Genomic DNA, 23,937 nt, shown 5'->3' on the forward strand with positions numbered 1-23,937 from the left:
GTAGTAGATAGAACGTTATTCTGTTTGGACGGGAGGGCAGCGAATGGCCTCAAAGTGCCTTCAGAGAATGTTAGGAATTGCACTATTGGCCTTCGTTCTTGTCCCAGCGGCGAGGGCGCAGGGGCAAGAAATCAAGATAACACTCTTGGGCACAGGATGCCCTCCAGCCGTCATGAACCGGTTCGGACCGAGCATCCTCGTCGAAGCGGGTGGACAGAAGTTTATTTTCGATGCAGGCCGCGGTGCCCTTCAGCGGCTCAATCAGATCAAGATGCCTTGGCAGGATGTAAGCGGCGTCTTTTTTACTCACCTGCATTCAGACCACGTCGTCGGTTTCCCGGATCTGTGGCTAACCGGTTGGCTTACGCCGGGGCGGGATCGGCCACTGCAGGTGTGGGGACCAAGAGGGACAAAGCGCATGATGTCGCTGCTCGAGCAGGCATTCGAGTACGACATCCGGATTCGCCTATACGATGATCGGGCGGCACCAGACGGCGTGGTCATCCTCGCGGAGGACATCGCCGAGGGCTTCGTATATGAGAACAGCGGCGTGAAGATCACCGCTTTCGAAGTGGACCACACGCCAGTAAAGCCAGCATTTGGCTATCGCATCGACTACTCCGGTCGGTCTGTCGTGCTCTCCGGAGACACCCGCACCTCTGAAAATCTCATCCGACATGCGCAGAACGTTGATCTCTTGGTACATGAGGTCGCCTCGCCCGAGACGTTCCAGCGCGTTGGAGTCCCGCCAGCGCGGACATCAAGTGTTGTCGCCCACCATGTCACGCCAGAGCAGGCGGGAGAGGTGTTTGCGCGCACGAAGCCTAAGCTGGCCTTGTATTCACACATTGTATTACCAAACGCGACCGAGCAGGATCTCATTCCGCCAACTCGGAAGAACTACTCCGGTCCGTTGGAGCTGGGTGAAGATCTGATGGTCATCGAGGTCGGCGAGAAGGTTGAGGTCCGAAGACCTCCCAAACCTTGATTCGAGCTAAGGCGATCGAACCAATTTGCTGCGTTGCATGAGTCCAGAATTGGCCCCAAGCAGAACGACGCAGCACCCGCCGCGATGTCGGCTGTCTGCGTGAGACTGGACGTTGTACGATGGTTGCGGTGACCGCTGCTTTTGTCTGCGTCCGATTGAAAAGCAGACGTCTGTTCAAGTCATCAATCTATGATGGTGTGCCACGGGGAGCTCGATAATCATGAGTCCGGGCTGCAGTTGAAGCGAGCCGCTCGTTCACCAACGGCGAACCTTCCGAACGCGACCTGTAAGCGTACTCAATGTTACCTGTCCCGAGCAGAGGGCCTTAACTATACAAAGCGACCCATTCAGCCGCTTGTAGCGCTCTGCACCCTTCTCGAAATGAATCGCGAGACCCGCATGTCAAGAATCAAGGCGAAGGCTCAAGGCTAAGTCAAAGCAGGCAGGCGGTCCCCGCTACTTTACCTATGAGCGATTCATTTCAAGCAACGAGCGCCTCAGGCGATCGAGCCGTCTCAAATCACTCCACATGAGGAGGAAGCCGAACGCCATGCCTATCACAAGACTCTGGTCCCGCGCCGTGGTGGACCCGATCTTTTGAAGCGCAGTTGCAAGCCAAGAAAACATCTCGGGATTGGACACCACCAATACCCAGCCGAGAGCCGTTACTGCTATAAAATGGCAAGCGGCCGAGGTGGCCGAAAAAATAAAATAGACATCCTCAAATTCTTCCGACGGAAGCTCGACGAGGTAACGCAACGCGCTGAATAGCATGCTTAGTAGAACGTAGACCAAGAGAGCGGCACCAGTGCCAGTGGTGAGCGGCGAATAACTCCAACAATCGGCAATTGTACAACCGTCATGTATAATCGTGTTGAGCTCTTTCCCCATTGAAGCGACGTGGCCACTGTGAAACAAGAATAAGAACAGAGCGATAAGTATGATTGTATCATCGATGCGTTTGGCGAAGACTTTGAGTCGACGAAAAGAACTTGCTTGAATACGCTCTATTGCTGTGAGTTCTCGCACGAACGTTCGAGCTCCGCCATGAGCGGCGATCGCGTCAATGAGCTGGGGAACAAACTCATCTATGTTCTCCCAGTACGATGTGTGGTCACCGATTGGGGACAACTCGTTGCATAGTTCGATGCTCTCAATGAGTTCGGCGCTATCGACTTCGGCGTTTCTCGAGTCTTTCGCTTTAGGTATGAAGATTGGGCCATTCGGAACCGGATCCATGGACGCGTAGAAGTCGACCCATCTTGGGCCTCCGTCCGCAAACTTGGAGGCTTGATCTTTGACCTGGTCCGTCAGTTCAACCGAGCCTTCGAAAATGGCGATCCCCATAAAAAGAACGGTGCTCAATATTCCCACCCAAGTCGGCAAGCCACGTATAAAGTCGGGAGCAAAATGATGCGCGACCGCAGAAATCTCGTAAACTGCGGCGAACATGGTAACCAAAAGACAAAACCCGATCTTCCTCGTCCGCTTCTTATCTTCGAGTTGGTGTAGTTTCACGATGCCCGCGCCAAAAGTCACCAACAGGCTGATTTTGTTTGAACAGTATTTCTTGAGCGCTAAGTGAGTTACAGCCGCCCCTTGAGAGTGGGCAACAATAATGATGCGCTCGCATCCGAAGTTCGTTTCCAGCCAATCGATGTCGCGAAGCACCTTTGAGACGATGCTCTGCTGACGGATTTTGCTCGACGTGAATATGAAACAATCGCCAAGGACGGACGAAATCGCCGCATTCAGCCGCCGGACGAATTCTTCAACGGCTTTGAGTGGGACGATGGATGCGATCAGTAACGCAAGCAGCGTTATCTCTAACGACAAGGCTATGGGGGCAATGAGGGGGAGCGCCAAAATTGATAAGAGCATCACCGCAAGGGACTTTGCCGCGGCTCGACCTGTTTTTGGAGATTGGTTTATCGCTATTCGAAATTGTCGCGCGACATAGGAAAAACATATCCAAGGAACGATCCACATCATCCAAAGTGTGACCGGTCGAGATGGAGGGGGTGGAAACGAACTGGCCCAGTGGCTCTCCGCTAAGATCCAGTCTGTCGGCATCATCCCTTCGCCATTATTGATAGCGAATCTGGCGTAGGCTGGTGTATCGCGCTCCGATGGAGTGTTTGGGATAGGGCTCGCGAATGCATCGAGCAATTGAACCTTGTCTCGCCTATCTCCATTCGCGAGGTTCCCATCTCTTATAAGGCGGTTTACATCTGGAGGCCTAAGCTCGATCCGATCCTTCAAAGCAGTGTAGATTGGCTCACCAAATCCGACCAGCGTCTCGCCGCGCACCTGGTTGCCAATACCATGGACCAAAAGGATTCCAACGTCTGCCGCCATTGGTAGCCCCATCTCGATAAAGAATATTGCGCATCCATAAGACTAAATATGAAAGGCGTCGGAACGATAGGTTGTGGTAGTATCTCATACTATCGACCGCCAGTATTAGGAATCGCATCACATTTGCTTGCATTTGTTGAATGGCCGAAAACCACGTTCAAGCGATAGCGGCTTTATCCTTCGTAGATGATGTTTCTCACGCAGGCGCCAAGCCGCGATCGACTCAAAACTGTGGCCTAGCCGGGGCCGGTCGAACTTGAATCAGGTCAAGGCCTTGTATGAACCCGAGACCTTTGAGTTCTTCTATAGTCAATCTTTTGGCGCGCCTCGCAACCAGCGAGGCTGGTAACCTATGTCCGCTTACGGTGTCTAAGGCGACATCGGATTTGACTCAATCTAGGTCGGCTAGTGCCCCGTTGCTGACCTTCGCTCGGAGTGCCGCAGTGTCTGCTCACCGGAGATGAGCCGACCAACCTGAAGCAGCCTGTCGGGGCAACTTGTGACCCCGAACAGACTGTTCTGCTCGTTGGCAGAAAGCCAGCCCCATGTTTTGAAACCTCGGTCAGATGTCATGGGCTCGAAATTGAACCGGAATGCTGATTCAATGACACGGCGAAAGGTTGTCACGGGATTAGCCCTAGCGGTGGTGTGGCCGTGGACCTGTCATGCCCAACAAGCTGCGAAGGCGAAAATCATCGGATTTCTCGGCGCATCCTCTGCTGAGACTGCGGGTCCGTGGATTGCGGCCTTCGTCAAGCGGCTCGGTGAACTCGGTTGGACCGAAGGAAAGAACGTCACCATCGAATACCGCTGGGCGGAGGCGAATACCGAACGATATAGCGAAATCGCAGCTGAATTGGCGAGTCGGAATGTGGATGTCATCGTCACCTGGGCCTCTGCGCCGGTGCTGGCGGCAAAGCGCACAACCACCACGATCCCGATCGTGTTTGCTGCCCAGATGGACCCAGTGGGTGCCGGAGTTGTTGCAAGCCTAGCGCACCCCGGTGGCAATATTACGGGCATGTCGATCCAACAGACAGACACTGCCGGCAAGCGCATCGAACTGCTTCGCGAGATTGTCCCGAAGCTTGCGCGACTTGCCGTGATCGCAAACGCTGGCGCACCAGGTGCGATGCTCGAAATGCAGGAGGTCGTGAAGACCGCACGCAGCCTAGGACTTGAGGCGATACCGATCAAGGTCAGGCAAGCAGTCGAGATCTTCTCATCGATCGAGTCTCTCAAGAACCGTGCGGATGCCCTTTATGTGGCAACTGATCCCTTAGTGTTCAACAATCGAGTCAAAATCAACACTATGGCACGAGCCAAGCTCCTGCCGACCATTTACGGCAGTCGGGATTACGCGGATGCGGGCGCGCTGATGTCCTACGGTCCGAATTGGGCTGACCTTTTCCGGCATGCTGCCGAGCAGGTCGATAAGGTCCTGCGCGGCACGAAGCCCGCGGATATTCCCGTCGAGCAGCCCACGAAGTTCGATCTCGTGATTAATGCGACGACCGCCAAAGCGCTCGGCATCGATTTGCCGATGTCGCTCATTGCCCGCGCCGACGAGGTGATTGAATAGGATGATGTTGCGATGCTTCGAGACGTCGCGACGTCAGCGCAAGAAGGTCGAGATGCAGTTTGCACACTTGAAGCGCATCTTGAGGCTTGGGCGGCTCCGGCTTCGTGGCCCACGGGGCGCCCAGGACGAGTTTGTTCTCGCTGCCATCGCTCAAAATCTGAGGCGCCTCGCGTCGTTCGTTGCGCGACCACCACCCGCTCATGCCACGTGCATTGCGTAGCTTGGGAGTTGCGTTGAGAGCGTCGGGGTCGGCGGATCAAAGCCGGTCGGCCTTGCCGAATGGCTGAAAGACATCCGTCGGTACAGCCGACTTTTGCAACGAAATCGGCCCATACCGGACGATGCCCCCATGGCGCGAAAGCTAACTTTTCGCCTAGAATTGATCATCGGAGGAACGGTAGAGTGCGACCATGCGGCAACGTGGTGACAAGGTTGGACCTGGGAAGGGGCGACGTCAGCAGAGAACCAAGGCTGGCAAGTTGCCGGTGTCGGTCCTAGCTAACGACGCTCTAAATCATCGACTTCGCCAACGAACTAGAGAACTCGACGAGGCACTTCAGCAACAGGCTGCCACCAGCGAAGTGCTGAGCATCATTCGCAAGTCGCCGGTGGATGCCCAACCTGTATTCGAGGCGATCGTTGAGAGCGCTGCGCGTCTCTGCGGTGCCATATTCAGCGTTGTCTATTTACAGGACAATGATCGTCTTCGCTTCGCCGCTACGAAAAATTTTTCCACCACGGCAATAAATCAAATTAGGGAGCGCCAGGACCTCAGACAGATCAATCGTTCCTTCGTCGGCGGGCGCGCCATCCTCGACCTTGCGATCGTCCAGATCCCCGACGTGCTTGCGGATCCCGAGTACTCGCGGGAGTTCGCGCTGGCCGGAGGATGGCGGGCGGTGCTCGCGGTTCCTCTGCTTCACGAAGGAAAATCTGTCGGGGCCATAACAGTCGGCAAAACGGAGCCGACGGCATTTTCAGAGCAGCAAATTCGACTCTTGCAAACATTCGCCGACCAGGCAGTGATCGCGATCCAGAATGCGCGGCTGTTCGACGAGGTGCAGGCCCGAACCCGCGACCTAGAGACGTCCTTACAACAGCAGACGGCAACCGCCGATGTGTTGAAGGTGATCAGCCGCTCGACGTTTGACTTGCAACCCGTGCTTGATACGTTGCTCTCGTCGGCATGTCGCTTATGCGAAGCCGATATCGGAACTGTCCGATATCAAGATGGCTCAACCTACCGTCTTGCCGCGGACTATGGCTGTATTCCTGAGTGGCGCGACCATTTAGCGCGCCAATCGTCCAAACCTGACCGAGGCACGATTTTTGGGCGAACGATTGTCGAAGGGCGTACTGTCCATATCCCTGACGTCCTTGTTGATCCTGAGTTTACCCGGTTGGCAGCGCAAAAGCTGATGGGCTTCCGGGCGGCGCTCGGTGTTCCTCTTATACGAGAAGGTCGGGTTTTTGGAGTATTAAGTCTGCTTGGGCGAAGCTCCTTCACCGCGAAACAAATCGAGTTGGTCGAGACTTTTGCAGACCAGGCGGTGATCGCCATCGAGAACGCGCGGCTGTTCAACGAGACGCAGGAGGCGCTGGAGCGGCAGACCGCGACGGCTGAAGTGCTGCAAGTCATATCCAGTTCGCCTGGCGAGCTTGGGCCGGTATTCGAGGCCATGCTAGAAAATGCCGTGCGCATCTGCCGCGCCAGTTTTGGGACGCTGCTCCTGTACGAAGGCGACAGGTTAAGGCGGGTTGCGCGAATGGCCGCGCAAAACGTGCCGCAATTGTATGCGCCCGACCAAGAAACGCCGCCGCACTTCATCGCGCCGTTTGATGGGGTGCCTTCGCTGCGGCGCCTCGTTGAGACCAAGGCGCTGGTTCACATTGCCGATATTGCGACAGAGCATCCGGACGATCTGATCTACAAGGTCGCCGCAGCCCGCACCGTTCTGATTGTGCCGATGCTCAAGGAGAGCGAGCTTGTCGGTGGCTTTGCTGTCTACCGCAAGGAAGTGCAAAAGTTCAGCGACAAGCAGGTCGAGTTGCTGGAAAATTTTGCGGCACAAGCGGTGATCGCCATCGAAAACACACGACTGCTCAAGGAGCTGCGGCAGCGAACCGACGATCTCTCGAAATCCCTCGACGACCTCCGCACCGCACAGGACCGCCTGGTGCAGACCGAAAAGCTCGCCTCGCTTGGCCAGCTCACCGCGGGCATTGCGCACGAGATCAAGAATCCGCTCAACTTCGTCAATAATTTCGCAACGCTTTCAGCGGAGTTGACCGAGGAGTTGAACGAGGCCCTCAAGCCCGCCGAACTCGTCGACAAGATCCGCACCGAAGTCGATGAGCTGACGACGCTTTTGAAGAGCAACCTCGAAAAGGTCGTCCAGCACGGCAAGCGGGCCGATTCCATCGTCAAGAACATGCTGCTGCACTCACGCGAGGGACCGGGCGAGCGTCGTCTCGCCGACATCAATGCCCTGGTCCAGGAGAGTCTTAATCTAGCCTACCATGGCGGGCGCGCAGAGAAGTCCGACTTCAACATCACGCTCACGCAGGACTTCGACCCCGACGCTGGCGAAATCGAGGTATATCCGCAGGAGATCACGCGCGCGCTGCTCAACGTGATCTCCAACGGCTTCTATGCCGCGACCAGGCGCAAGTCCGAGGCGGGAGACGAGACCTTTGAGCCTGTGCTGAGTGCGACCACGAACAACCTGGACGACAAGGTCGAAATTCGCATCCGGGACAACGGCACCGGGATTCCGGTCGAGGTGAAGGAAAAAATGTTCAATCCCTTCTTTACTACCAAGCCAGCTGGCGAAGGCACGGGGCTCGGTCTGTCGATGACCCATGACATCATTGTCAAACAACACGGCGGAACCCTCGATGTCGAGAGCGAGCTGGGTGTGTTTACCGAGTTCATTATCACGCTGCCGCGATGACCTCTTTTGGCCCATCTCGTCGGTTGATGCAGTGCAGCGACATGTCCGATGTTGACGGTAGATCGGAACCGACTTTTGTGTTGAAACGATGCGATTAACGATCACCTGGGAAGTGGGATCGATGCGGCATCGGTAGACGATCCGTGACCCGTCCGCGGATATCCACTCCTCCACACCGGAATAGATAACGCTTTGGAGTATCGCTCCTTTCCGACAAGTTGGCTCGCGCGTCCGCAGTCAGCTACGGTGATAAACTACGAATAGATAAGTCTACCTCCGTCCTGCATTCGAAAGAACGAGCGAGTAGCGCGCTACGCTGCGGAATAACGCGCCACGGCTGGCCTAAACCTTATGCGGTGAGGTTAACTTCCGAACCGGTTTGCGAACCGGTACTTCCGCCGATTCCGTTTCGCTGTCGAGTAGAGTTGGTCACGACCATGATTTTAATTGCTCGACATGGGCCGTCGTCGATTGCGGCTGGGCTGGCGGACCACCTACCATGAGCTTAGAACCGCTAAGCGACGAAAGCCTCCTCCGGATGTACAAAAACATCCGGGAGCAGGCGCGCGCGGACGATTTGGCCGGCATTCGGTTTATGGGTGTGCCGCAAAGCAGCGGGCCGAGCAACTCCGCCAAGAGTTTGGTCGGCGGGGCTGCACTGCCCTCCGATCGACTGGCCATCATGACCGGCTAGCGACGCGCAACTCCCAACTCCTCCTGAAGACGAACAACGGCTTGTTCGTGAAGGGCTTGAGTGTCCCGCAGCGTGGCGAGCACCTTAAAGGCATCGGATGTGTCGTGTCCGTCCCGCTCCAACTGCCTTACTAGTGCTTCCTGCCGGGCCACGAGGCGGCTGGCTGCAGCCGCGTGCTGCTCGGCTTGGGCAAGGTATTGCTGGATAACGAACGGGTCCATGACGGAAGAACAACGCCCCGTGATCGTCCTAGTTCGCGGGCCGGCTACGGATGCGGGAGCTCGAGATCTCGTCGCAACTCCAATATTTCCTTGTCGCTGCGCCCCTGAATCAGATCGCGTCGGTGCCTTCCAACGGCTTCGAGCCACGTTTCATCGAGAAACTGGGCTGCACCGGTCGCGCTCGACCGCTTGTTCTTTTTATTCGGATCACCATTGGACTCGGCGACGATAATGCACTCGACCATTGCCTTTTCGGCCGTCTTGTCGATCGATTTTCCATTCAAATGAGCGTCACGAAACATTACGAAATTCCCGCCGAAAGCTAGGCCGACCGCCACTCCAAGTAACAACGTAATGGATTCTGCAGACAGCCAGTCGCTTGTGGCGACAACGCTCCGGCTCGTGCGGGCGCAGTGGCCGGATTTCCTCGGGACGGCGCGCTTGCTCTGGCGCATGCGCGACGCGGCGCGGGGCACCGTCGGCCATCTTCCGATACAGAGGAATTCCTGGGCTAGGTCTGGCATCGCGTTGACAGGTTCAGTGCTCGGAATACGCCATCGAAGACCCCCGACGGGCAGGGTTTTACCTCCGTGACCGGTTTGACGCGGTTGAGCTTCGCAGTTGCCTTTCCGTGCTCGACTCGAGGTCTGGGCAGCACGACGGCGGATATTCGTCCGGGGGCGCTCGGCTTCTGCTTGATGATCTTCGAAGTCTCTTGCGTGACAACCGCGGTTTGATCCGGCAGAGGCACCACTTCGCTCGAGGAAATCGGCTGCGGCGGCGCTTGAAGCATGTGCGGGATTTTGAGCCGGTCTGCCGTCGTCAGCGTATCGCGTGGGCCAACAGTCGCCTGAGCGGGCGGCGCGTTCACAGGCATTATCGCGCGCTGCGGTGTCTCGAGCTCCATCACCGCGAGTGTACCGAGGCCAGCAAGGATGAGAGTCATTCTCATCTGTCACGCTCTCCGAAGGAGAAGCCTCGCTCAGGCCCGCCGGAAATGAGCGCGGGAAATCGGAGGACGATTGCAAAGATGCAATGGGGCGGCTTAGCGGCATAAGTGAACCAGCCGGCGCGGATACGGGAGAAGATCGGAGACACGGTTAACGTGGGTCGCGCGGTGACGGTTTGATGGACACCAGGTTAAGCTAATCTTTGCTGTGGGGCCGAACTTGGGGAAATTGTCCGGCGTGATCACGCTATGCCTTGGCGCGCAGGTCGCAACAAATGTCACTTAAGATCAATGCTCACGCTTGGGGTTAATTCTGGAACCGCCTGAAAGGCTGGTCTCAATGATGAGACCCACCTCAAGCAAATGCCACTCCGATCGCTCGCTCTGAGCGCCATACGGCCCGGCACGAAAACCGAATTTGTGCGGTGGTGATGGTGAGATCGAACTCGTGCGGAATGCCGATAGGGCTGGGCACCTCTAGGTGGGCGCCGCTATCCGACAAGTTGCGCACGACACAGTTGAATGCGCCTCCGGGAAACTCGATCAAGGCGGCCTTGAAGACGCGCCGCCGGCGTGCCGCTCGTTTTTCCATGACCCACAAACTAGGAGTCACAAATGAGAAATCGATGAAAGTTATCGCCGAAACTCCGGTAGTAATCAGCGGGTACGGCAGAGAATGCGTTTACCATCGCACTCAGAATGTCCTCAGCTAGTTGCTGGCGGCCAGGTCGACGGTCGTGAGCAGCCGGACGATTTTCCCTGATGGGCTTTAACCGTACCTTAGGAATTTCCAGAGACGCTTCGGTTCATGAGAGTCGCAATGGCCTTGTTTGTTGCTCTCCTCACTCTTCATTTCGTGGACGAGCAACTTTTCAGCGCCCGCTATACCCGAGCGGCGACTTCGATGCTGTCTCACATCGTGAGCTCGTTCGGCTAATCTCGATTGAACGCGGCTTCGCCTCGATTGCAGCGCTGATGATCTAGGGTGCGTACTCATAAACTCTGCCGCTGAGAGTAGGCGCACCTATGTCCGCTTGTCCACCAACAGCGGCGCGAAGGCGGACATTGTCGGACTTCCGAGATGGGCCAAAAGGCGACATCATGTGCTTGGCCCGATATGATCAAGGCGGGCGAACTATCAGGGGGACTGACGTGGATTTTTCAGAGTGGATAAAGTTCGAAGCTGGCCGGATCATCGAGAGAGGGCTTCCACTTCCCGAGGAACACCGCGCGGACTACATGCGCATTCAAATTGAAGCCGCTTTGCACAAGGCGTTTGCTCACGGGAGAGATGGGCTTACTGAGACTGATCCACCTCGTGCAATCTGGTAGATGTCGGCTTATGCACTTGCCATGAAGAAAGGCGCGTGGGCCAACATCCCGCCGAAAAGCAACCGAAGCGATCCGATCTGCTTTAGCCCCTACCTTTATCGCGCTCGCAACCAAGTCGAACGGTTCTTCAACAGGATCAAACAATGCCGTCGGGTGGCGACGCGCTACGACAGGCTTGCGGGAAACTATCTTGCCTTCATCCAACTCGCATCTATCCGGCTATGGCTGGCCGCGCGTTATGAGTCCGCGCCCTAGAGCTGCGTCTAGCGAGAAGGTCTTACCTGCTGCTGTTTGGGCAACAGCGACCGGGCTGTTCTTGTGACCAGCCATAAGTTGCTGCCACAACCGGCGCATTCATAAAACTTCAGTCCATAGTCTTTAGCGACAGGAATTACGGCCTTGAGTACTCCGGCCCGGCTACACACCACACATCCGGCTTCACCATTCACGGCAAATCTCTCGAAAAAATAGCTTCGCAAATAAGGACCTGACAAGCTAAGTCTGCGCTGCGGGGCAACAACCGCAAGATAGGGCTCAATCGGACTTATGGCTCGCGCTGCATTGCGAGATGGCTACGGTGATGAAGCACGAGCCAGATGACAAAATTCCATCCGGGTGTACCCTACCACAGGCGGAGTTTTGATTCGTCATGCTGGAAGCAATTCTCATGCTCCTGGGAATTGGCGCGATAGCACTCGTGATAATCGCTTTTTGGGGCGCGCATATATGGCCCCGCCAAGGCTGATCTGCACGCTCGGGTCAAAGCTCATGCTCTATCGCTGGGTGGCTGCGATTCTTGATCTTGACCCAGAATTTTTGGCGGCCACAGCGATAGGGCCGATCGCGATGCTTGGAGACCAAACCTCAAGGCCCATGCGGCAGGCCGCCCGGAATAGATCGGGCCCAATCTCGCCGCTTTCGAACGGCCCCACCGCGATGCAGTCAAGCCATCGTACCAATAGCCGCTCTAGATTCGTCTTCCGCAGGTGCAGCGGTAGCGCGCGCAGGTCGTCGCCGCCCATCGCAAAAACATGGAAGGCGTAGAGCTGCACTTCCTGGTCATACTTGCGCGAGTGAAGCGCTTTAAAGTCGGAGATGCCGCCAACGCCGAGGATCACGGCTTCACCGTCGAGACGAAATGCTTCTGCCGATTCTCTAGCGCGGCCTCGACGATCCAGGGGTATCGTTGTGTCCAGTCGCTGCCAATGCGCGAAAGCAGGCGTACATGATCGCTCTCCCGGATGATGCCAGCATCCGGTAGCCGTCGTGCTCCACTTCGATCCAGTCTGGTCGTGACGGAATCTGCTTGCCGGCAGTTCGCCAAGGAGAGCTAGTACGCCAATACGCGTGCAATTTATTAGGCATTGGTCCGCGAATATGCGAATCTAGCGGCGTTTTCACAGCGTCTCGGAGCCGGGGAGGGGCCGATGCGCATTGCATTGCCGTATCTGGGAATTGGCATCTGCTTATCTCTAACGACCTGGTTGGCATTGGGGCTCGTGTTCTGAAGGCGAGTTTCGCCACCAATCAGATCTTTGGCGCCAGATCTCGCGGGCCAGAGAGAGGGATGATCTGACCGGGCACGCGCCTGCGTCCAGATGTGGTCGCGTGCGGGCGTTTCTGCTGCCCTGCTCAGGATGGGACCGGAGGGGTCGATCTGTCGTTTGGAGAACACGGACGAGAAAGATCTGCCGGGCCACGGCGAACGAGCTCTTGTCGTTTAGCTCTAAGCACCGCGACTACGATCGCGAGCGTTGCGCTGTTTATCGCTTCTTCGATCTGACGACCCGCGGCGTCGCGTGTTTCGCGCCTGCTGATAAGAATGCAACGGCCTCAGCCAAGGCTGAGCCGCTATTAAGACAGGAGAGGAACAACTCTCGACGTCGCGATTTCAGCGGAAGCCACTCCCAGGACTTACATGCCAAGCTCCTGGATAGCCCGCGCGGAAATTTCCGCTGGGTCTCGCACGCCTATTTGCCCAATCTCGATTATCTTCTTGGCAATCATCTCGGCCATAGGGTCGTTTCGATCTTGTATGCCGACGGTGCGCAGGGCGTTCTCGAAGGCCGCGGCCATGCGGTCAACCTCTTCCGGGCCCATCGGAAGATTCTGCAACAATCGATAGATTGGCATTTGGTCAGCCCCTGAAATCTAGCGTGATCACTCTGGAACAGATCTCGACGGACCGAAAGCATCCCGCTCAATCATGGTTAGCTTTTTCGAGCGATCTCGCGTGCGCTGGTGCGGAGAACCGACATTTCCCCCGAACAGTTCTTCCAGGCGCTGGGGCGGGCCCGCAAGGCGGGCCGGGACGAAATCGAGCGGCTGATCGATTGGCTCGATAGCACCATCGACGTCGACGAGGATTTTGCCGTAGACGACGAAACCTGCGAGGGAGATCCGGATGCAGAGCCTTCCCCAGGGTCCTTCGACAGGATGTCGGACCAGATCAAGGCTTGGCCAATCGCGTCAGCGACACCGACCTCGAGCTGGATGACGCCGACCGGGAGGACGACGATCCCGATGAAGCCAAGGATCAGCCCGCTGAGATGGGAGCCGTCGCATGAGCAATCGGCGTCTCAAGCAATGATCACGAGAGTCCGCCAGGTGTGCTGGCGGACCTCTTAGCTTGCTTACCGTTCAGGTCGTTGTGCGGAGCCAGTGAGGATTGCGTAAGCTCGCTCAGCCTGCTCCCTCGTCAAATTGGCTGCTAAGCCTAGCCCAAGTAACGCCGGACCCGCGGCGCTCTCGATCGAACAGATTTCTCATTCGGATGGGAGCACTGGTTGGATGGTTTACATACCTGAAGAGCCACACCGGCCGAGGCCGACCCCGGGTAGGTCCGCCGTTTTAAACAGACTCTTTCCCTGGAAGATCGCCTTGCCGAAGATGCAAGGCACCTCCGCGAAGAAGCCGAATCCCTTCCCCCAGGACCTGTACGTGACGAAGCCCTGCGCAGAGCCCGGCAGGTCGAGACCGGCGCTCACATAAGCGCATGGCTGAGATCGCCGGAACTACAGCCGCCGGGAATAGCTCTCTGGCACGATCTGCATAGACGCCAGACTCGGCCGGGCGCATGTTTTCTTTTTAAGGTCGGGAGGCGGCCTATGATGGAGCGTCTTGTTCAAGTGGCTTTCGTCGCGGTCGGGACCCTCAACGTCGTGCTTTTCGCTTGGCTTGTCCTGATACTTTGAGGCCGCATCAGTTGGCGGCCTCTTTCATTGTAGAGGGGTCCCCAATCTCGGTTTGCGAATGTCTCACCGCAGCGACCCCGCCAACGCTGTTACGCATGACGAGGCCGCCTGCGCTCCGGGTGTACCTGGGGATCGCGACCCAGACCGGAGGCCACCAAACTCTAAGCCTATTGGTTTTGAGATAGGGATAGTTCGAATGAAGCACTCCTTTCGGAGTATCCAAATCGGTAAAATGAATTGAAGCGCCTCACCTGAATCCCGCACGACGAGAACCGCTTCAGCCAGAGGAACCGCAAGGCCCAGTCAAGAATCGTATTCGCAGCTTGCCTGACGCGCGGCGGAGTGAAATGCGATACGTAGCTTATGCTGTCGATCTATCCGGCGTTACTCGTGCAGTTTACGAGATCGACTGCCCAACTGAAAATGATGCTCAAGCTCGAGCTGAGAAACTCTTGGAAGCGCATTCTGTTGTTGAGCTCTGGGACGGGCCTCGTAGGGTGGCGCGGCTCGTGCGTGAGAGTAAGCCAGGTGGCACTCAGGCATGAGGGGGCGCCGCGCAGCCGTTACTGGTGGCTTGGAGCGCCCGCGGAGCTACTGCGCGTCGTGGGTGTGGAGAAGCCCGCCGGTTCACGCTGGCGGGCTCATTCCCCGCAGCAACACAGGGTCTGCCAAAGTCTGTTACGTTGAATCCGAAATTGTCATCATTAGCCAAAAGCGATTTTTGAGCGGTTCTGATAAAGTTTCGCACCGCGCGCGAAAATTCAGTTCCCTCACGGTTAACCTAGGTTGTCGTATCGGCCTGCCTCCTGCAGCAGGCTGCATCTATCACCGCGCGGTCCGTGGCAAATGTCGGTGATGAGAACGCACCGTCGCGCTCCCGCCCAACACATACAGGGAGCAACGCCATGACAAAGCGCCGGCGTCGTTTCAAGCAAACGCAGTCCTTAGAGATACGCCTTGCCGCAGAGGCTGAGCGCCTGCGCGAGAAGGCTAAGACCGCTCCCCCAGGTGCCAAGCGGGAGGAGCTAGTGCGTAAGGCCCGACAGTTCGAGCAGGGCTTGCACATGAGCGAATGGCTGAGGATGCCCGAGCTCCAGTCTCCGAAGTAGTTTCATAAATTGCCCAATGTTATGGCTCGGCAAGCTCTCCGCCCATCTGGTGTTCTAGGCCGGGATTGGACGAAGAGCCGCGCGCCGGACCCCCGTCGCATGACGAAGCTGAAAACGTGCCATGACGGTTATGTGAAACTGTCGGCCGCTGCTCAGTGCATGTTGATTTTATCCAGGGGAAGCCTCACGGGTGGTGGGTTAGATCGGCGCCGTGTCCTCGGTGGAGGGGGCACCGTACCCGGTACAGGGGGCCTCCCATTCCAAGCCTGGGAGTCCTTGCGGGGCTCTTACCAGACGTCGAGACCCTGCCACTAGCGATCAGAGCCAGCAATGCACCGCTACGGGCCTTGACGGCACCAGGTGTCCTAATTTGTTTTTGCGGCGCGGAAACTTTGAGCCAGATCAGACCGTTTGCGTGCGGTCTCGCCATCTTTACCGCCATGGCTCACATCGTCTTCACCTGCCCGACGACGGCGTTTAAGGTCCAGCAATGGCTGGATGAGGAGAGCGATGATAATTCTCTTGGCGATCAGTACGAATCCATCGTTTGCCCCGCCTGCACGAAGATCCACTTCATCAATCGTAGGACCGGCAAGCTACTCGGAGAGAAGTAAGGCCGTTCACAGTGTCCCAGTTCACTGAAATGACTGTCCTGATTAGGATAGCACCTCCTATTTTAGGAGATCTTCGCCCTATGCAGCAGCTTCACGTAGGTCCCACTCTCGTGCAGCTCGAGCCAGCCGCGGGCGACCGCAAGTTCGAGGCCAGCTCCGAACTAGGCGCCCGCTGCCTTGCAGCCTGTCTTCGACAGGAATGGCTCGTTGATCTTCTCGATGTGGATGCGGTCATTGATCGGCTCGACGCCGGCGGCAAGCTCGAGTAGCTTGCGCGCGGCGGCCTCCGGATCGGCGTAGGGGCGGGCCTCGACGCGCTTCATGTAACCACCAGATCTTCCTTCGACGGGCCTCGCGCGACGATCTTGAGTTCGATGTCGGGAAGCGGGCGCTGCAAAGCCTTGGCCTCGTCCCATGGCGCGCGCATCCAGACGTCGCACTCCTCGGCGGTATAGAGGATGACCGGCATGGCCTTGGGGTGGATCGGCGCGACGATGGCGTTCGGCGTGGTCGTCAGAAAGCCGTAGACCTGGTGCGGCCCTGGGACCAGCTTGGACTTGGGGCCGCGGTCTCCGTAGATCGTTGTCCAGATGCCTGCGAAGGCAAACAGGGGCCGCGCGTCCGCGAGCGCGAACCAGACGATGTCCTTCTTGCCGGTCGCGGGATTCGGCTCCGGCGCGTACTCGGAGAAGCTGTTGGCCGGCACCAGACACCGGCTCTCCGGCTTCAGCCAGCGACGCCAGTGAGGCGAGGAAGTATTGCGTACATTAGTCACCGGCGGCCCCTTGATGCTCGACGGGGAGGGCGTGCCCCAGCGCATCATGGCGAGCCCGCGTTCGCCGTTCTCGCCAGTGCGCACCATGGGAGCGGGATTGTCGGGAAAGACCGACGGCATCGCCGGCAGATTGCCGACATGGCGGTTGACGACGCGAAACAGTGCGCTGATGGCCGCCTGGTTGGTGGTGATGCTGTAGAGGTTGCACGTCGTCAGGATGCCTTCTTCGAGCGCCGTGACGGCGCGGCCGGTTGCGGATCGCCGGTCGGGCGCAGGCCCATCAGGTCCGGTCGACGCTTCTTGCCGAGGGTGCGCTGGCACGGGCTGCAGTAAAGATAGTTTTGCATCAAGGCCACCTGGCGGTCGCGCGGCTGCACGACCAGCGCAAGGTCGATCACCTCGGTGTGCTTACAATGTTCACAGCGCACCTCGAGCACGGAGAACCCGCCGGCGATCGCCGCCGCGATGGTGGGCGACCGATGGTCCAGCTCGCCGATGAAGAGGGCGGTGTTCCAGGCCGCGCAGTCGAGCGCATAGGCTTTGGCGCGTGCCGCGTCCGCGGCGGCGTGAGCCTGCGCAGCCTCCTCGATCAGGTGCGCGAAGGTCACCTCGGCCTTATGAATTTCACGGGCGAAGTACTTACGATCGCCACCCGACATGGGCGGCGGCTTGATGATGCGGGCGGCGGACATGCCTCTTGTAAAGCGCGCGGCGGGCCGCTCGTCGAATCCACTACATTTGGGGCTTCCATCCTGACGAGACCCGCTAACTCCTGTGGCTGTTGATGCGTGTGCGAATCAGCCAGCTTTGGGCAGGGCCCCTTCGCCGGCATCAGTCATGGGTACTGATCTCACGGTCCAGAATTCGCGGCTGCCTCGCCGCCGGGACAACGAGTTCCGGGCGGCCCAGTACGTCCGGATGTCGACAGACCGGCAGCAGTACTCGATTGCAAACCAGATGGCCGTGATCGCGGCCTACGCCGCCGAACATCAGCTCACGATCGTGCACACCTATATCGACGAGGGCATCAGCGGGCTGAGGATCAACAACCGGCCCGGGCTGATCGGGCTGCTCAAGGAGGTGCAATCCGGCGCTGCTGACTACGGCAATGTTCTAGTGCGGGACGTCAGCCGCTGGGGCCGTTTTCAGGACACTGACGAAGCCGCCTACTACGAATTCATCTGCAAGCTTGCCGGCGTGAAAGTGCTCTATTGTGCTGAAGTGTTCGAGAACGACGGAAGTCCCATGTCCGGGCTCTGGAAGAACATGAAGCGCCTGATGGCGGCGGAAGACAGCCGGAATCAGTCGGCAAAGGTTCTTGCAGGGCAGAGCAAACTCGCTGGGCTCGGCTACTGGGCCGGCGGCCAACCAGGTTACGGCTTGCTCAGGGACCTGGTCGACGCCAACGGCTGCTCGAGGGGGGTGCTCCGGCGAGGCCAATGGAAGGCGGTCCAGAACGAAAGGGTAGTGTTGCGGCCCGGCCCGCCGGATGAGATCGCGATCGTCCAGTGGATATTCGAGAGCTTCGTCGCCGGCAGAGAGGAAACGGCCATCGCCCGCGAGCTGAATGCGCGAGGCGTCGTCAATCATCGCGGTGTTCCCTGGAATCTTCAGATGATCGGGCGCGTTCTTCGAAACGAGAATTACATCGGCAACACCGTCTACTATCGCACGTCGAATTATCTGCGAGGACGTCGTGTCATCAACGACAAAGCGAAGTGGATCCGGAAGGAAGGCGCGTTCGAGCAGATCGTGCCGGCAAAGCTCTTCGATGCCGCGCAGCGCATCATCGAGCGGAGACTGCGACGGCGGCTGTCATCGGACGAGATGCTGAAGAAGCTTCGCGTCTTGCAGCTCCGCCGGGGCACTTTGTCTGCCAAGGTAATCGACCAGGCCAAGGGAATGCCCAGCGCGGAGAACTATCGCCGGCGGTTCGGGAGTCTTCGCAAGGCTTATGAATTGATCTGCTATGTTCCCAAAGCCGACTATCGCCATCTCGAGACGCGGGGAGAGCGCAGAGACCTGATTAAGCATCTAGCCGCCCAGATCTGCTCCGCCTTGCCGACGATAGACCCTCATCTGATCGCCGAACGGTCGGGCGGCTGCCTAGCTGTCAATGATGGGTCCTTCATCTCGTTGCGCGTCGTCCGCAGCTGGCAGCACTCCCAGAGGCACTGCCCGGCCTGGTCACTGCGGCGGGGCTCGCACGCCCGTCCCGGTCTGGCCGTCGTGGTCAGGCTCGATGAAGAAAATCAAGCTCCGTTGGATTTCATCCTGACGGCGATCGACAGTCTCGCCCAGCGGCCGATGATCGTTACCGAGACGACGGTCGGAAAAGTTTTCCGGCGCAGATTCAAAGATCCCGCGACGCTAATTGCGGCCTTGAAACGGAGCCAAGTCGGGTGTTGAGCATCGTCGCCTCCACCTGAACGCAACAATGCCGGCGATGGGTTATCGCTGAGGCCGATTGCGACAAAGCCTCGGTTTGACAAGCCACGGTTGTACCGGCGATAAACATACCCAGATCTGGGGCTGTTGCAATGCGGAAAGCTGCTTTCCTCTTTTTCTTGCTGTTGACGGGCTGCATGAGCAGCGAAGAGGAGATGGCGGCGGCAAATGCCCAAGACGATCGGCAGTGCCTCTCCTACGGCGCCAAAGTTGGCAGTGACGCCTATGTTGCGTGTCCGACCCAGCTCGAATCTTCGCGAAGGCAAGCCGATGCGACAGCGCGAGCCTCGCGTCGTTCGCTCACATACACCAGCGCAGGCGGCGGAACAGTTCTCTGCAACTGACCGAGCTAACGATGATCCGCCTCGGCAGCCCGTTATCCGGTTAAAAACTACGGTTCTGAGGCGGGTGAGATGACCGTTGCAAACACCGTAGCATTTGGTCCGAAACGCAAGAAAAAGGGAGCGAAATCAAAGAAGTTGACAAGACACCCCTTCCGCCACATCCTTGAAAACACTGCATTTTTTTGGCGTAGATAGTAACTGCGGGTCGTAGGTCTAGATTAAGTCGGCTATCGGCGGGTAGACCGGAAATCGATCCGGGTCAGTCTCATCGGTGCTTTTGACCCGTAGCCGACGTCTTAGCCAAAAGTGCGCTCATCTACCTGATCAGCCCAAGGTTCGTGAGCGCGTCGCAATTGTGCCGACTCGACAGGTTCGTGATCGCGAAGGGGCGCGCGGGCCCGGGCACCAACTTCTGAACCGGTCCTTTCTCGCCGAAGCGAGGCCAGTAGGCGAGATCCCGATTGTGCGTGCGACCATGTTCCTCTCCGCCTTCCGATCGCCCATTGGGATCGTGGAAGCGGACGAAATTTGCCCAATACGATTTCATCTCGGCAGCAAGTTGCTGTCCGCCACTCGTCAGTGGCGGCGGCTGAACGTTTGCTCCCGGTGCGGGGGAGGCAGCGTTGGCGGCGGCATCTGCCGGGCTTTGTATGGTGTTGGCATCGAACAGATACTGCAACTCCGAAGCGTGCGATGCGCCGTAGGAGAAGCCGATCAGCGGCAAGAACACGTTCGGCGCGTCCGGATCGGCAAACTCGTAGGCATAGACCGGGACAAACCTTGCCAGCAATTCGTTGGAGTGGAGAGCTGGGCAGGAGTAGTTGATATCGCCGTAAATCTGGCCGAGAGCCTGGTCCGCGCTGGGTAGGTTGTTGTTATCGGGATTGGGAAAGTTGGCAGGCGGATAGAGCGCCGCGAGCGTCGACACCTTGAACGGGTCGGCAGACGTGGCGGAGATAATCCCCACAAAGAACGCGAAAGGCCGAATGCCGCGATCCACCAGAGATTGCGCCCGGCCGCCTGGTACGAACGTGAAGGCGGGATCAAAGTAAAATGGTTCAAACAGAGTGCCTTCGTTAAGGGTCGTGCCCTGTATGACCGGCACGCGGTTGAAACTGCCGCTGCCGAACGCCTCTGCCCATCCTTGCGGCAGGATCGTGGTGCCTGCAGTCGGCAAGAGAAGGCCGCCCGTCTGGAGGATGCCTTGCGAAGCAAGGAGAGCTGCAAGGGGAGCGTTCCGCAGGCAAGCGGCGATCTGGGAGTTGACACCGGTGCAATTGAGCTTGGTTGCGAACGCAATGCCCGAAGCTTCCTGGGCCGCGACCGAGGGTATCGTGTGCAGCGCATAGGCGCCGCTCTCAATGATCGCTGCTTGAAAGAGTCCCTGTGCCAATGGTGAGGCGAGATGGGAAGAAGTGCTGCCACCGCCGGCCGACTGGCCACCGATGGTTACCCGGTGAGGGTCTCCACCGAAATGCTCAATATTGTCCCGCACCCATTTGAATGCGAACTGCTGGTCCATCAAGCCGTAATTGCCAGCGACCCCATTGCCATCCAAGGCGGGGTGAGCAAGCCAGCCGAGCGCACCGAGGCGATAGTTGATCGTTACGACGATGATCTTATGGGTGCTGACCATAAGGCTCGGGTCGTACTGCGCGCCAGCACCGGTCACGAGCCCGCCGCCATGCAGGAATATCCAGACCGGCAGCCCGTCTTCGCCCTCCGAGTGAACGGGTGTCGTGATGTTGAGAAAGAGGCAATCCTCACTTGAGGGCTGCTGCGCCGAAAACTGGCCGCCCGGCTGCGGGCACGCACTGCCCGGTGTCGTCGCATCGAATATCGTATGAACGCGCGCGGGAGCTGTGGGGACCGTCCATCGGTTCGCACCAGCCGTCGAGTTGGCATAACGTATGCCCTGAAATCTGTTGACCACACCGTCGCTAACGCCACGGATCTGTCCGTTCGTCGTTACGATGATATGGGTGGGAGAGTCGGCGGCGGCGTCAGTCGCCGCAACTGCGAACACGCCCAGCAACCCGATCAAGAAGCCGGCGCCCGTATGTCGCGCACGGGTGACCTTGCCTTGCACCGTCGCAGCAAAGATCGCCATCTGATGGACCCCCATGGTCTTTCCCTCATCGGCTCCATCGATTGGAACCTAGCAGGAGCAAAGAGTCAAAAGGGGTTGTCTCGCTTACGCCTGCACCCGCCGCCGCATCGTTCAAGGGCAACGCCGGGAGTATGCGCCAGAGGTAACTGGATAACTGCTGAACCAATGGCACCTGATTCCGACGGGAGATCGGGATTTACCGACATTTGCAAAACATCTTTCAAAGCCGGACTTGGGACGGCTAAGCTGGCGCTTTCCGAGCGCGGGGGCACCCATGAAGCGCCGCACATTTATTGGTCTAAGTGTAGCAGCAGCCTTGCCGGCGGTTGCGCGGGCGCAGCAGCCCGCTCCGAAAAAGCGTCTTGCTGCCATTGGTCTTCGGAAAGTCGAAGACATGAGAATTGGGCGCGATCAGAATTCGACAATATTCTTGGAGGAACTGCAACGTCTCGGCTTTGTCGAAGGAAATAACCTCGTCGTCGATCGGTGGCAATATCAGGTGGGACATCGTGAGGAGATCGCACGCGAAGTGGTCGATACAAAACCCGATGTGATTTCCTGTGTTGGAACGCCAATGGCCGTCAGCCTCAAAGCGGCGACGACGACCATCCCCATCGTGGCAATTACCGGCGATCCCATCAGTTTCGGGCTTGTTTCGAATCTCGCCCGTCCCGGCGGCAACATCACGGGCGTGAGCGTGGACGCTGGAGTCGAAGTCTGGGCCAAGCGCCTTGAATTGCTTGCCAGCGCTGTTCCCAAAATGGCCAACGTCGTTTTCATCTCAAGCGAAGGATCCTGGACGGGCGCCGGTGGCCAAGTCGTGCGCGACGCCGCGCAAAAGCTGGGGATCACTCTGGTGCGGGGTGCCGTCAGCAGCCCATTTGGCGAAGCAGAATACCGCCGCACATTCTCGTCCATGCAGCGAGATCAATTGGACGGAATCGTCCTTTCGGATGAAGGACCTGCACACCTTCCGAACAAGTCATTGTTGGTTCAACTGATCCAGGAGATGCGGCTGCCGGCCATTTTCACGTACCCGGAGTTTGTGGAGGCGGGCGGAATGATGTCGTACTCCTCCGACTTAAAGAGCCTCATTCAAAGGGCCGCGGTGCAGGTCTTCGAGATATTCAGAGGCGCTCATGCGGGCGATATACCGTATTTTCAAGCAGAGAAGTTCGAATTTGTTGTCAATCTCAAGACGGCCAAGGAGCTTGGAATCGAGTTGCCCGCCGGGCTAGTTGCGGCAGCGACTAGCGTGATTGAGTAGCCAGATGGTTTTCCGCTCATGGCCCTTCGGTGACCTCCCGGCGAACGGCCCCAACGTCTGCTCGTCGGGGGCGACCAGACGTTCTGCCTTATCGTCTCACGCGGCGACGCGACAGCGGCTCTTGCTCCTTCAACGCCCATTACAAGGCCGCACGAGCGGCGGCGAGCGCCGCGGGCAGAGACTTCTCTGGCAGCGCCGCGATGAACTTGCCGGCATCGCGTAAGGTGACGAGCTTGCGCCGTCCCCAGCCGGTTAGGCCTGCTGGCCGATCTTTATGCGATACCATTCGCCCAGCGCTGACGTGACCAAATTCATTTCGTTGAAAAGCTCCAAAAATTCGCGCGAAAAGTCATCGATGATGTCTGCATTGTAGCGGTAGTCGGATTTGTGGAGCAGAGGTCTGCCTGGAACCGGGTTCGCCATGAGGCTCCTCCCTCTCGAAGCGTACAGGCTTGGAAACAGATACCAGCGCGCATCATCCAAATTCAGATCGACTAAACCGTGGGCGATATCATTTCGGCGACCTGCCCAATTTCTGCAACGTTTTAACAAACTGACCGCGTTGGGGCCTAGAGGGCAGTCGGGCCAGCTCAGGAGCCAACTTTCCAGCGCTGCTTGAACCATCTGCACTCTATTTTGAGAGCCAACGATGGCGGAATAGGCACGAAGCATCGGAGTCGTCGGCGCGTGAAAGTCGCCGACAGTAATCATCGTGAACAACGCAGCAACGGCGCTTTCCACCATCTCCCAACAGGAGAGGGCTCTCCCGACCACCACAAATATCTCCGCGTCGGAAGCGTTACCGTGGTCGGCCCAAGGCCTTTCGTCAGGTTTCATTTTCCTGCTCCATATCTGGATTTGAAGCAGCTTCCGCTTGCTGATTCCAGACGCCGCCACAGGGGCAGCATGGCGTTTCGCCGTCCAAGGTGAAGAGGAGCCGGCCGGTGCCGTATCTTGCCGGCGGCAAGGGCCTCCGAGGCGTGGAAGGGTTATTCGCG

General features: G+C 58.0%; 18 protein-coding genes and 2 pseudogenes. 8 read left to right on the plus strand and 12 right to left on the minus strand.

Annotation, left to right across the window (positions count from 1 at the left end; translation table 11 throughout):
• The first annotated feature begins 172 nt into the window (after nucleotides 1–172).
• Entirely contained in the window at nucleotides 173–988 is an 816-nt protein-coding gene (locus XH89_RS19800) for an MBL fold metallo-hydrolase (protein WP_246767563.1), read from the plus strand.
• A 465-nt stretch (nucleotides 989–1,453) separates the two neighbouring features.
• Here the strand turns inward: XH89_RS19800 and XH89_RS19805 are convergent, their stop codons facing one another.
• A complete protein-coding gene (locus XH89_RS19805) occupies nucleotides 1,454–3,346 on the minus strand; it encodes a hypothetical protein (protein ID WP_194462138.1) in 1,893 nt (630 codons plus the stop codon).
• Nucleotides 3,347–3,950: 604 nt separating this feature from the next.
• Here XH89_RS19805 and XH89_RS19810 point away from each other — a divergent pair.
• The 4 genes and pseudogenes from XH89_RS19810 (at nucleotide 3,951) to XH89_RS19825 (ending at nucleotide 8,576) form a co-directional block, all read left to right on the plus strand.
• Nucleotides 3,951–4,928 (plus strand): ABC transporter substrate-binding protein, encoded by a 978-nt coding sequence (locus XH89_RS19810; protein ID WP_194462139.1) that lies wholly within the window; start codon nucleotides 3,951–3,953, stop codon nucleotides 4,926–4,928.
• Nucleotides 4,929–4,953: 25 nt separating this feature from the next.
• Nucleotides 4,954–5,148: pseudogene (locus tag XH89_RS19815) on the plus strand (transposase); the annotation flags it as partial.
• Between the two features lie 190 nt (nucleotides 5,149–5,338).
• Entirely contained in the window at nucleotides 5,339–7,882 is a 2,544-nt protein-coding gene (locus XH89_RS19820; protein WP_194462140.1) for a GAF domain-containing protein, read from the plus strand.
• A gap of 538 nt (nucleotides 7,883–8,420) precedes the next feature.
• The gene (locus XH89_RS19825; RefSeq protein WP_210345220.1) at nucleotides 8,421–8,576 is read left to right on the plus strand and encodes a hypothetical protein; all 156 of its coding nucleotides are present in this window, start codon (nucleotides 8,421–8,423) and stop codon (nucleotides 8,574–8,576) included.
• A gap of 265 nt (nucleotides 8,577–8,841) precedes the next feature.
• On the opposite strand, the gene XH89_RS19830 is transcribed toward XH89_RS19825, so the two are convergent.
• From XH89_RS19830 to XH89_RS19840, 3 genes are all read right to left on the minus strand, one after another.
• Nucleotides 8,842–9,252, minus strand: coding sequence for a hypothetical protein (locus XH89_RS19830; protein WP_194462142.1), 411 nt, complete (start codon nucleotides 9,250–9,252; stop codon nucleotides 8,842–8,844).
• 56 nt (nucleotides 9,253–9,308) lie between these two features.
• The gene (locus XH89_RS19835; RefSeq protein ID WP_246767564.1) at nucleotides 9,309–9,743 is read right to left on the minus strand and encodes a hypothetical protein; all 435 of its coding nucleotides are present in this window, start codon (nucleotides 9,741–9,743) and stop codon (nucleotides 9,309–9,311) included.
• Between the two features lie 358 nt (nucleotides 9,744–10,101).
• Nucleotides 10,102–10,338: a PilZ domain-containing protein gene (locus tag XH89_RS19840; protein ID WP_194462144.1), complete on the minus strand. Its 237-nt coding sequence runs from the start codon at nucleotides 10,336–10,338 to the stop codon at nucleotides 10,102–10,104.
• A gap of 770 nt (nucleotides 10,339–11,108) precedes the next feature.
• Between XH89_RS19840 and XH89_RS19845 the strand changes: the two are divergent.
• Nucleotides 11,109–11,333 (plus strand): annotated as a pseudogene (locus XH89_RS19845) (transposase); the annotation flags it as partial.
• A gap of 518 nt (nucleotides 11,334–11,851) precedes the next feature.
• Here XH89_RS19845 and XH89_RS41320 read toward each other — a convergent pair.
• The 6 genes from XH89_RS41320 to XH89_RS19875 all read right to left on the minus strand — a co-directional run bounded on the left by XH89_RS41320 (nucleotide 11,852) and on the right by XH89_RS19875 (nucleotide 17,462).
• The gene (locus XH89_RS41320) at nucleotides 11,852–12,196 is read right to left on the minus strand and encodes a hypothetical protein (protein ID WP_246767565.1); all 345 of its coding nucleotides are present in this window, start codon (nucleotides 12,194–12,196) and stop codon (nucleotides 11,852–11,854) included.
• 796 nt (nucleotides 12,197–12,992) lie between these two features.
• The gene (locus XH89_RS41130; RefSeq protein WP_210345221.1) at nucleotides 12,993–13,211 is read right to left on the minus strand and encodes a hypothetical protein; all 219 of its coding nucleotides are present in this window, start codon (nucleotides 13,209–13,211) and stop codon (nucleotides 12,993–12,995) included.
• A 2,535-nt stretch (nucleotides 13,212–15,746) separates the two neighbouring features.
• The gene (locus XH89_RS19860; protein ID WP_194462146.1) at nucleotides 15,747–15,953 is read right to left on the minus strand and encodes a hypothetical protein; all 207 of its coding nucleotides are present in this window, start codon (nucleotides 15,951–15,953) and stop codon (nucleotides 15,747–15,749) included.
• A gap of 203 nt (nucleotides 15,954–16,156) precedes the next feature.
• A complete protein-coding gene (locus XH89_RS42110; protein ID WP_371825165.1) occupies nucleotides 16,157–16,318 on the minus strand; it encodes a hypothetical protein in 162 nt (53 codons plus the stop codon).
• Nucleotides 16,315–16,986 (minus strand): SOS response-associated peptidase, encoded by a 672-nt coding sequence (locus XH89_RS19870; protein ID WP_194468552.1) that lies wholly within the window; start codon nucleotides 16,984–16,986, stop codon nucleotides 16,315–16,317. Before XH89_RS19870 ends, XH89_RS42110 begins: the two co-directional genes overlap by 4 nt.
• On the minus strand, nucleotides 16,983–17,462 hold the full coding sequence (locus XH89_RS19875) for a hypothetical protein (RefSeq protein ID WP_194462147.1): 480 nt from the start codon (nucleotides 17,460–17,462) through the stop codon (nucleotides 16,983–16,985). The genes XH89_RS19870 and XH89_RS19875 overlap by 4 nt, the downstream gene beginning before the upstream one ends.
• A 145-nt stretch (nucleotides 17,463–17,607) precedes the next feature.
• Between XH89_RS19875 and XH89_RS19880 the strand changes: the two genes are divergently transcribed.
• Complete coding sequence (locus XH89_RS19880) at nucleotides 17,608–19,179, plus strand: recombinase family protein (protein WP_194462148.1); 1,572 nt, start codon at nucleotides 17,608–17,610, stop codon at nucleotides 19,177–19,179.
• A 699-nt stretch (nucleotides 19,180–19,878) separates the two neighbouring features.
• Here the strand turns inward: XH89_RS19880 and XH89_RS19885 are convergent.
• Nucleotides 19,879–21,672, minus strand: a complete 1,794-nt coding sequence (locus tag XH89_RS19885) for a carboxylesterase/lipase family protein (RefSeq protein ID WP_194462149.1) — start codon at nucleotides 21,670–21,672, stop codon at nucleotides 19,879–19,881.
• 274 nt (nucleotides 21,673–21,946) lie between these two features.
• On the opposite strand from XH89_RS19885, the gene XH89_RS19890 reads away from it, so the two are divergent.
• Nucleotides 21,947–22,939 (plus strand): ABC transporter substrate-binding protein, encoded by a 993-nt coding sequence (locus XH89_RS19890; RefSeq protein WP_194462150.1) that lies wholly within the window; start codon nucleotides 21,947–21,949, stop codon nucleotides 22,937–22,939.
• Nucleotides 22,940–23,191: 252 nt separating this feature from the next.
• On the opposite strand, the gene XH89_RS19895 is transcribed toward XH89_RS19890, so the two are convergent.
• Complete coding sequence (locus XH89_RS19895) at nucleotides 23,192–23,776, minus strand: hypothetical protein (RefSeq protein WP_194462151.1); 585 nt, start codon at nucleotides 23,774–23,776, stop codon at nucleotides 23,192–23,194.
• Nucleotides 23,777–23,937: the final 161 nt, after the last annotated feature.

The organism is Bradyrhizobium sp. CCBAU 53340, assembly GCF_015291645.1.
Taxonomy (GTDB): Bacteria; Pseudomonadota; Alphaproteobacteria; order Rhizobiales; family Xanthobacteraceae; genus Bradyrhizobium.

Bases quoted from the DNA above. Each gene is read 5' to 3' on its own strand.
- XH89_RS19800 (WP_246767563.1), top strand. From the start codon at position 173: ATGAACCGGTTCGGACCGAGCATCCTCGTCGAAGCGGGTGGACAGAAG.
- XH89_RS19805 (WP_194462138.1), bottom strand. From the start codon at position 3,346: ATGGCGGCAGACGTTGGAATCCTTTTGGTCCATGGTATTGGCAACCAG.
- XH89_RS19810 (WP_194462139.1), top strand. From the start codon at position 3,951: ATGACACGGCGAAAGGTTGTCACGGGATTAGCCCTAGCGGTGGTGTGG.
- XH89_RS19820 (WP_194462140.1), top strand. From the start codon at position 5,339: ATGCGGCAACGTGGTGACAAGGTTGGACCTGGGAAGGGGCGACGTCAG.
- XH89_RS19825 (WP_210345220.1), top strand. From the start codon at position 8,421: ATGTACAAAAACATCCGGGAGCAGGCGCGCGCGGACGATTTGGCCGGC.
- XH89_RS19830 (WP_194462142.1), bottom strand. From the start codon at position 9,252: ATGCGCCAGAGCAAGCGCGCCGTCCCGAGGAAATCCGGCCACTGCGCC.
- XH89_RS19835 (WP_246767564.1), bottom strand. From the start codon at position 9,743: ATGACTCTCATCCTTGCTGGCCTCGGTACACTCGCGGTGATGGAGCTC.
- XH89_RS19840 (WP_194462144.1), bottom strand. From the start codon at position 10,338: ATGGAAAAACGAGCGGCACGCCGGCGGCGCGTCTTCAAGGCCGCCTTG.
- XH89_RS41130 (WP_210345221.1), bottom strand. From the start codon at position 13,211: ATGCCAATCTATCGATTGTTGCAGAATCTTCCGATGGGCCCGGAAGAG.
- XH89_RS42110 (WP_371825165.1), bottom strand. From the start codon at position 16,318: ATGAAGCGCGTCGAGGCCCGCCCCTACGCCGATCCGGAGGCCGCCGCG.
- XH89_RS19875 (WP_194462147.1), bottom strand. From the start codon at position 17,462: ATGTCCGCCGCCCGCATCATCAAGCCGCCGCCCATGTCGGGTGGCGAT.
- XH89_RS19880 (WP_194462148.1), top strand. From the start codon at position 17,608: ATGGGTACTGATCTCACGGTCCAGAATTCGCGGCTGCCTCGCCGCCGG.
- XH89_RS19885 (WP_194462149.1), bottom strand. From the start codon at position 21,672: ATGGCGATCTTTGCTGCGACGGTGCAAGGCAAGGTCACCCGTGCGCGA.
- XH89_RS19890 (WP_194462150.1), top strand. From the start codon at position 21,947: ATGAAGCGCCGCACATTTATTGGTCTAAGTGTAGCAGCAGCCTTGCCG.
- XH89_RS19895 (WP_194462151.1), bottom strand. From the start codon at position 23,776: ATGAAACCTGACGAAAGGCCTTGGGCCGACCACGGTAACGCTTCCGAC.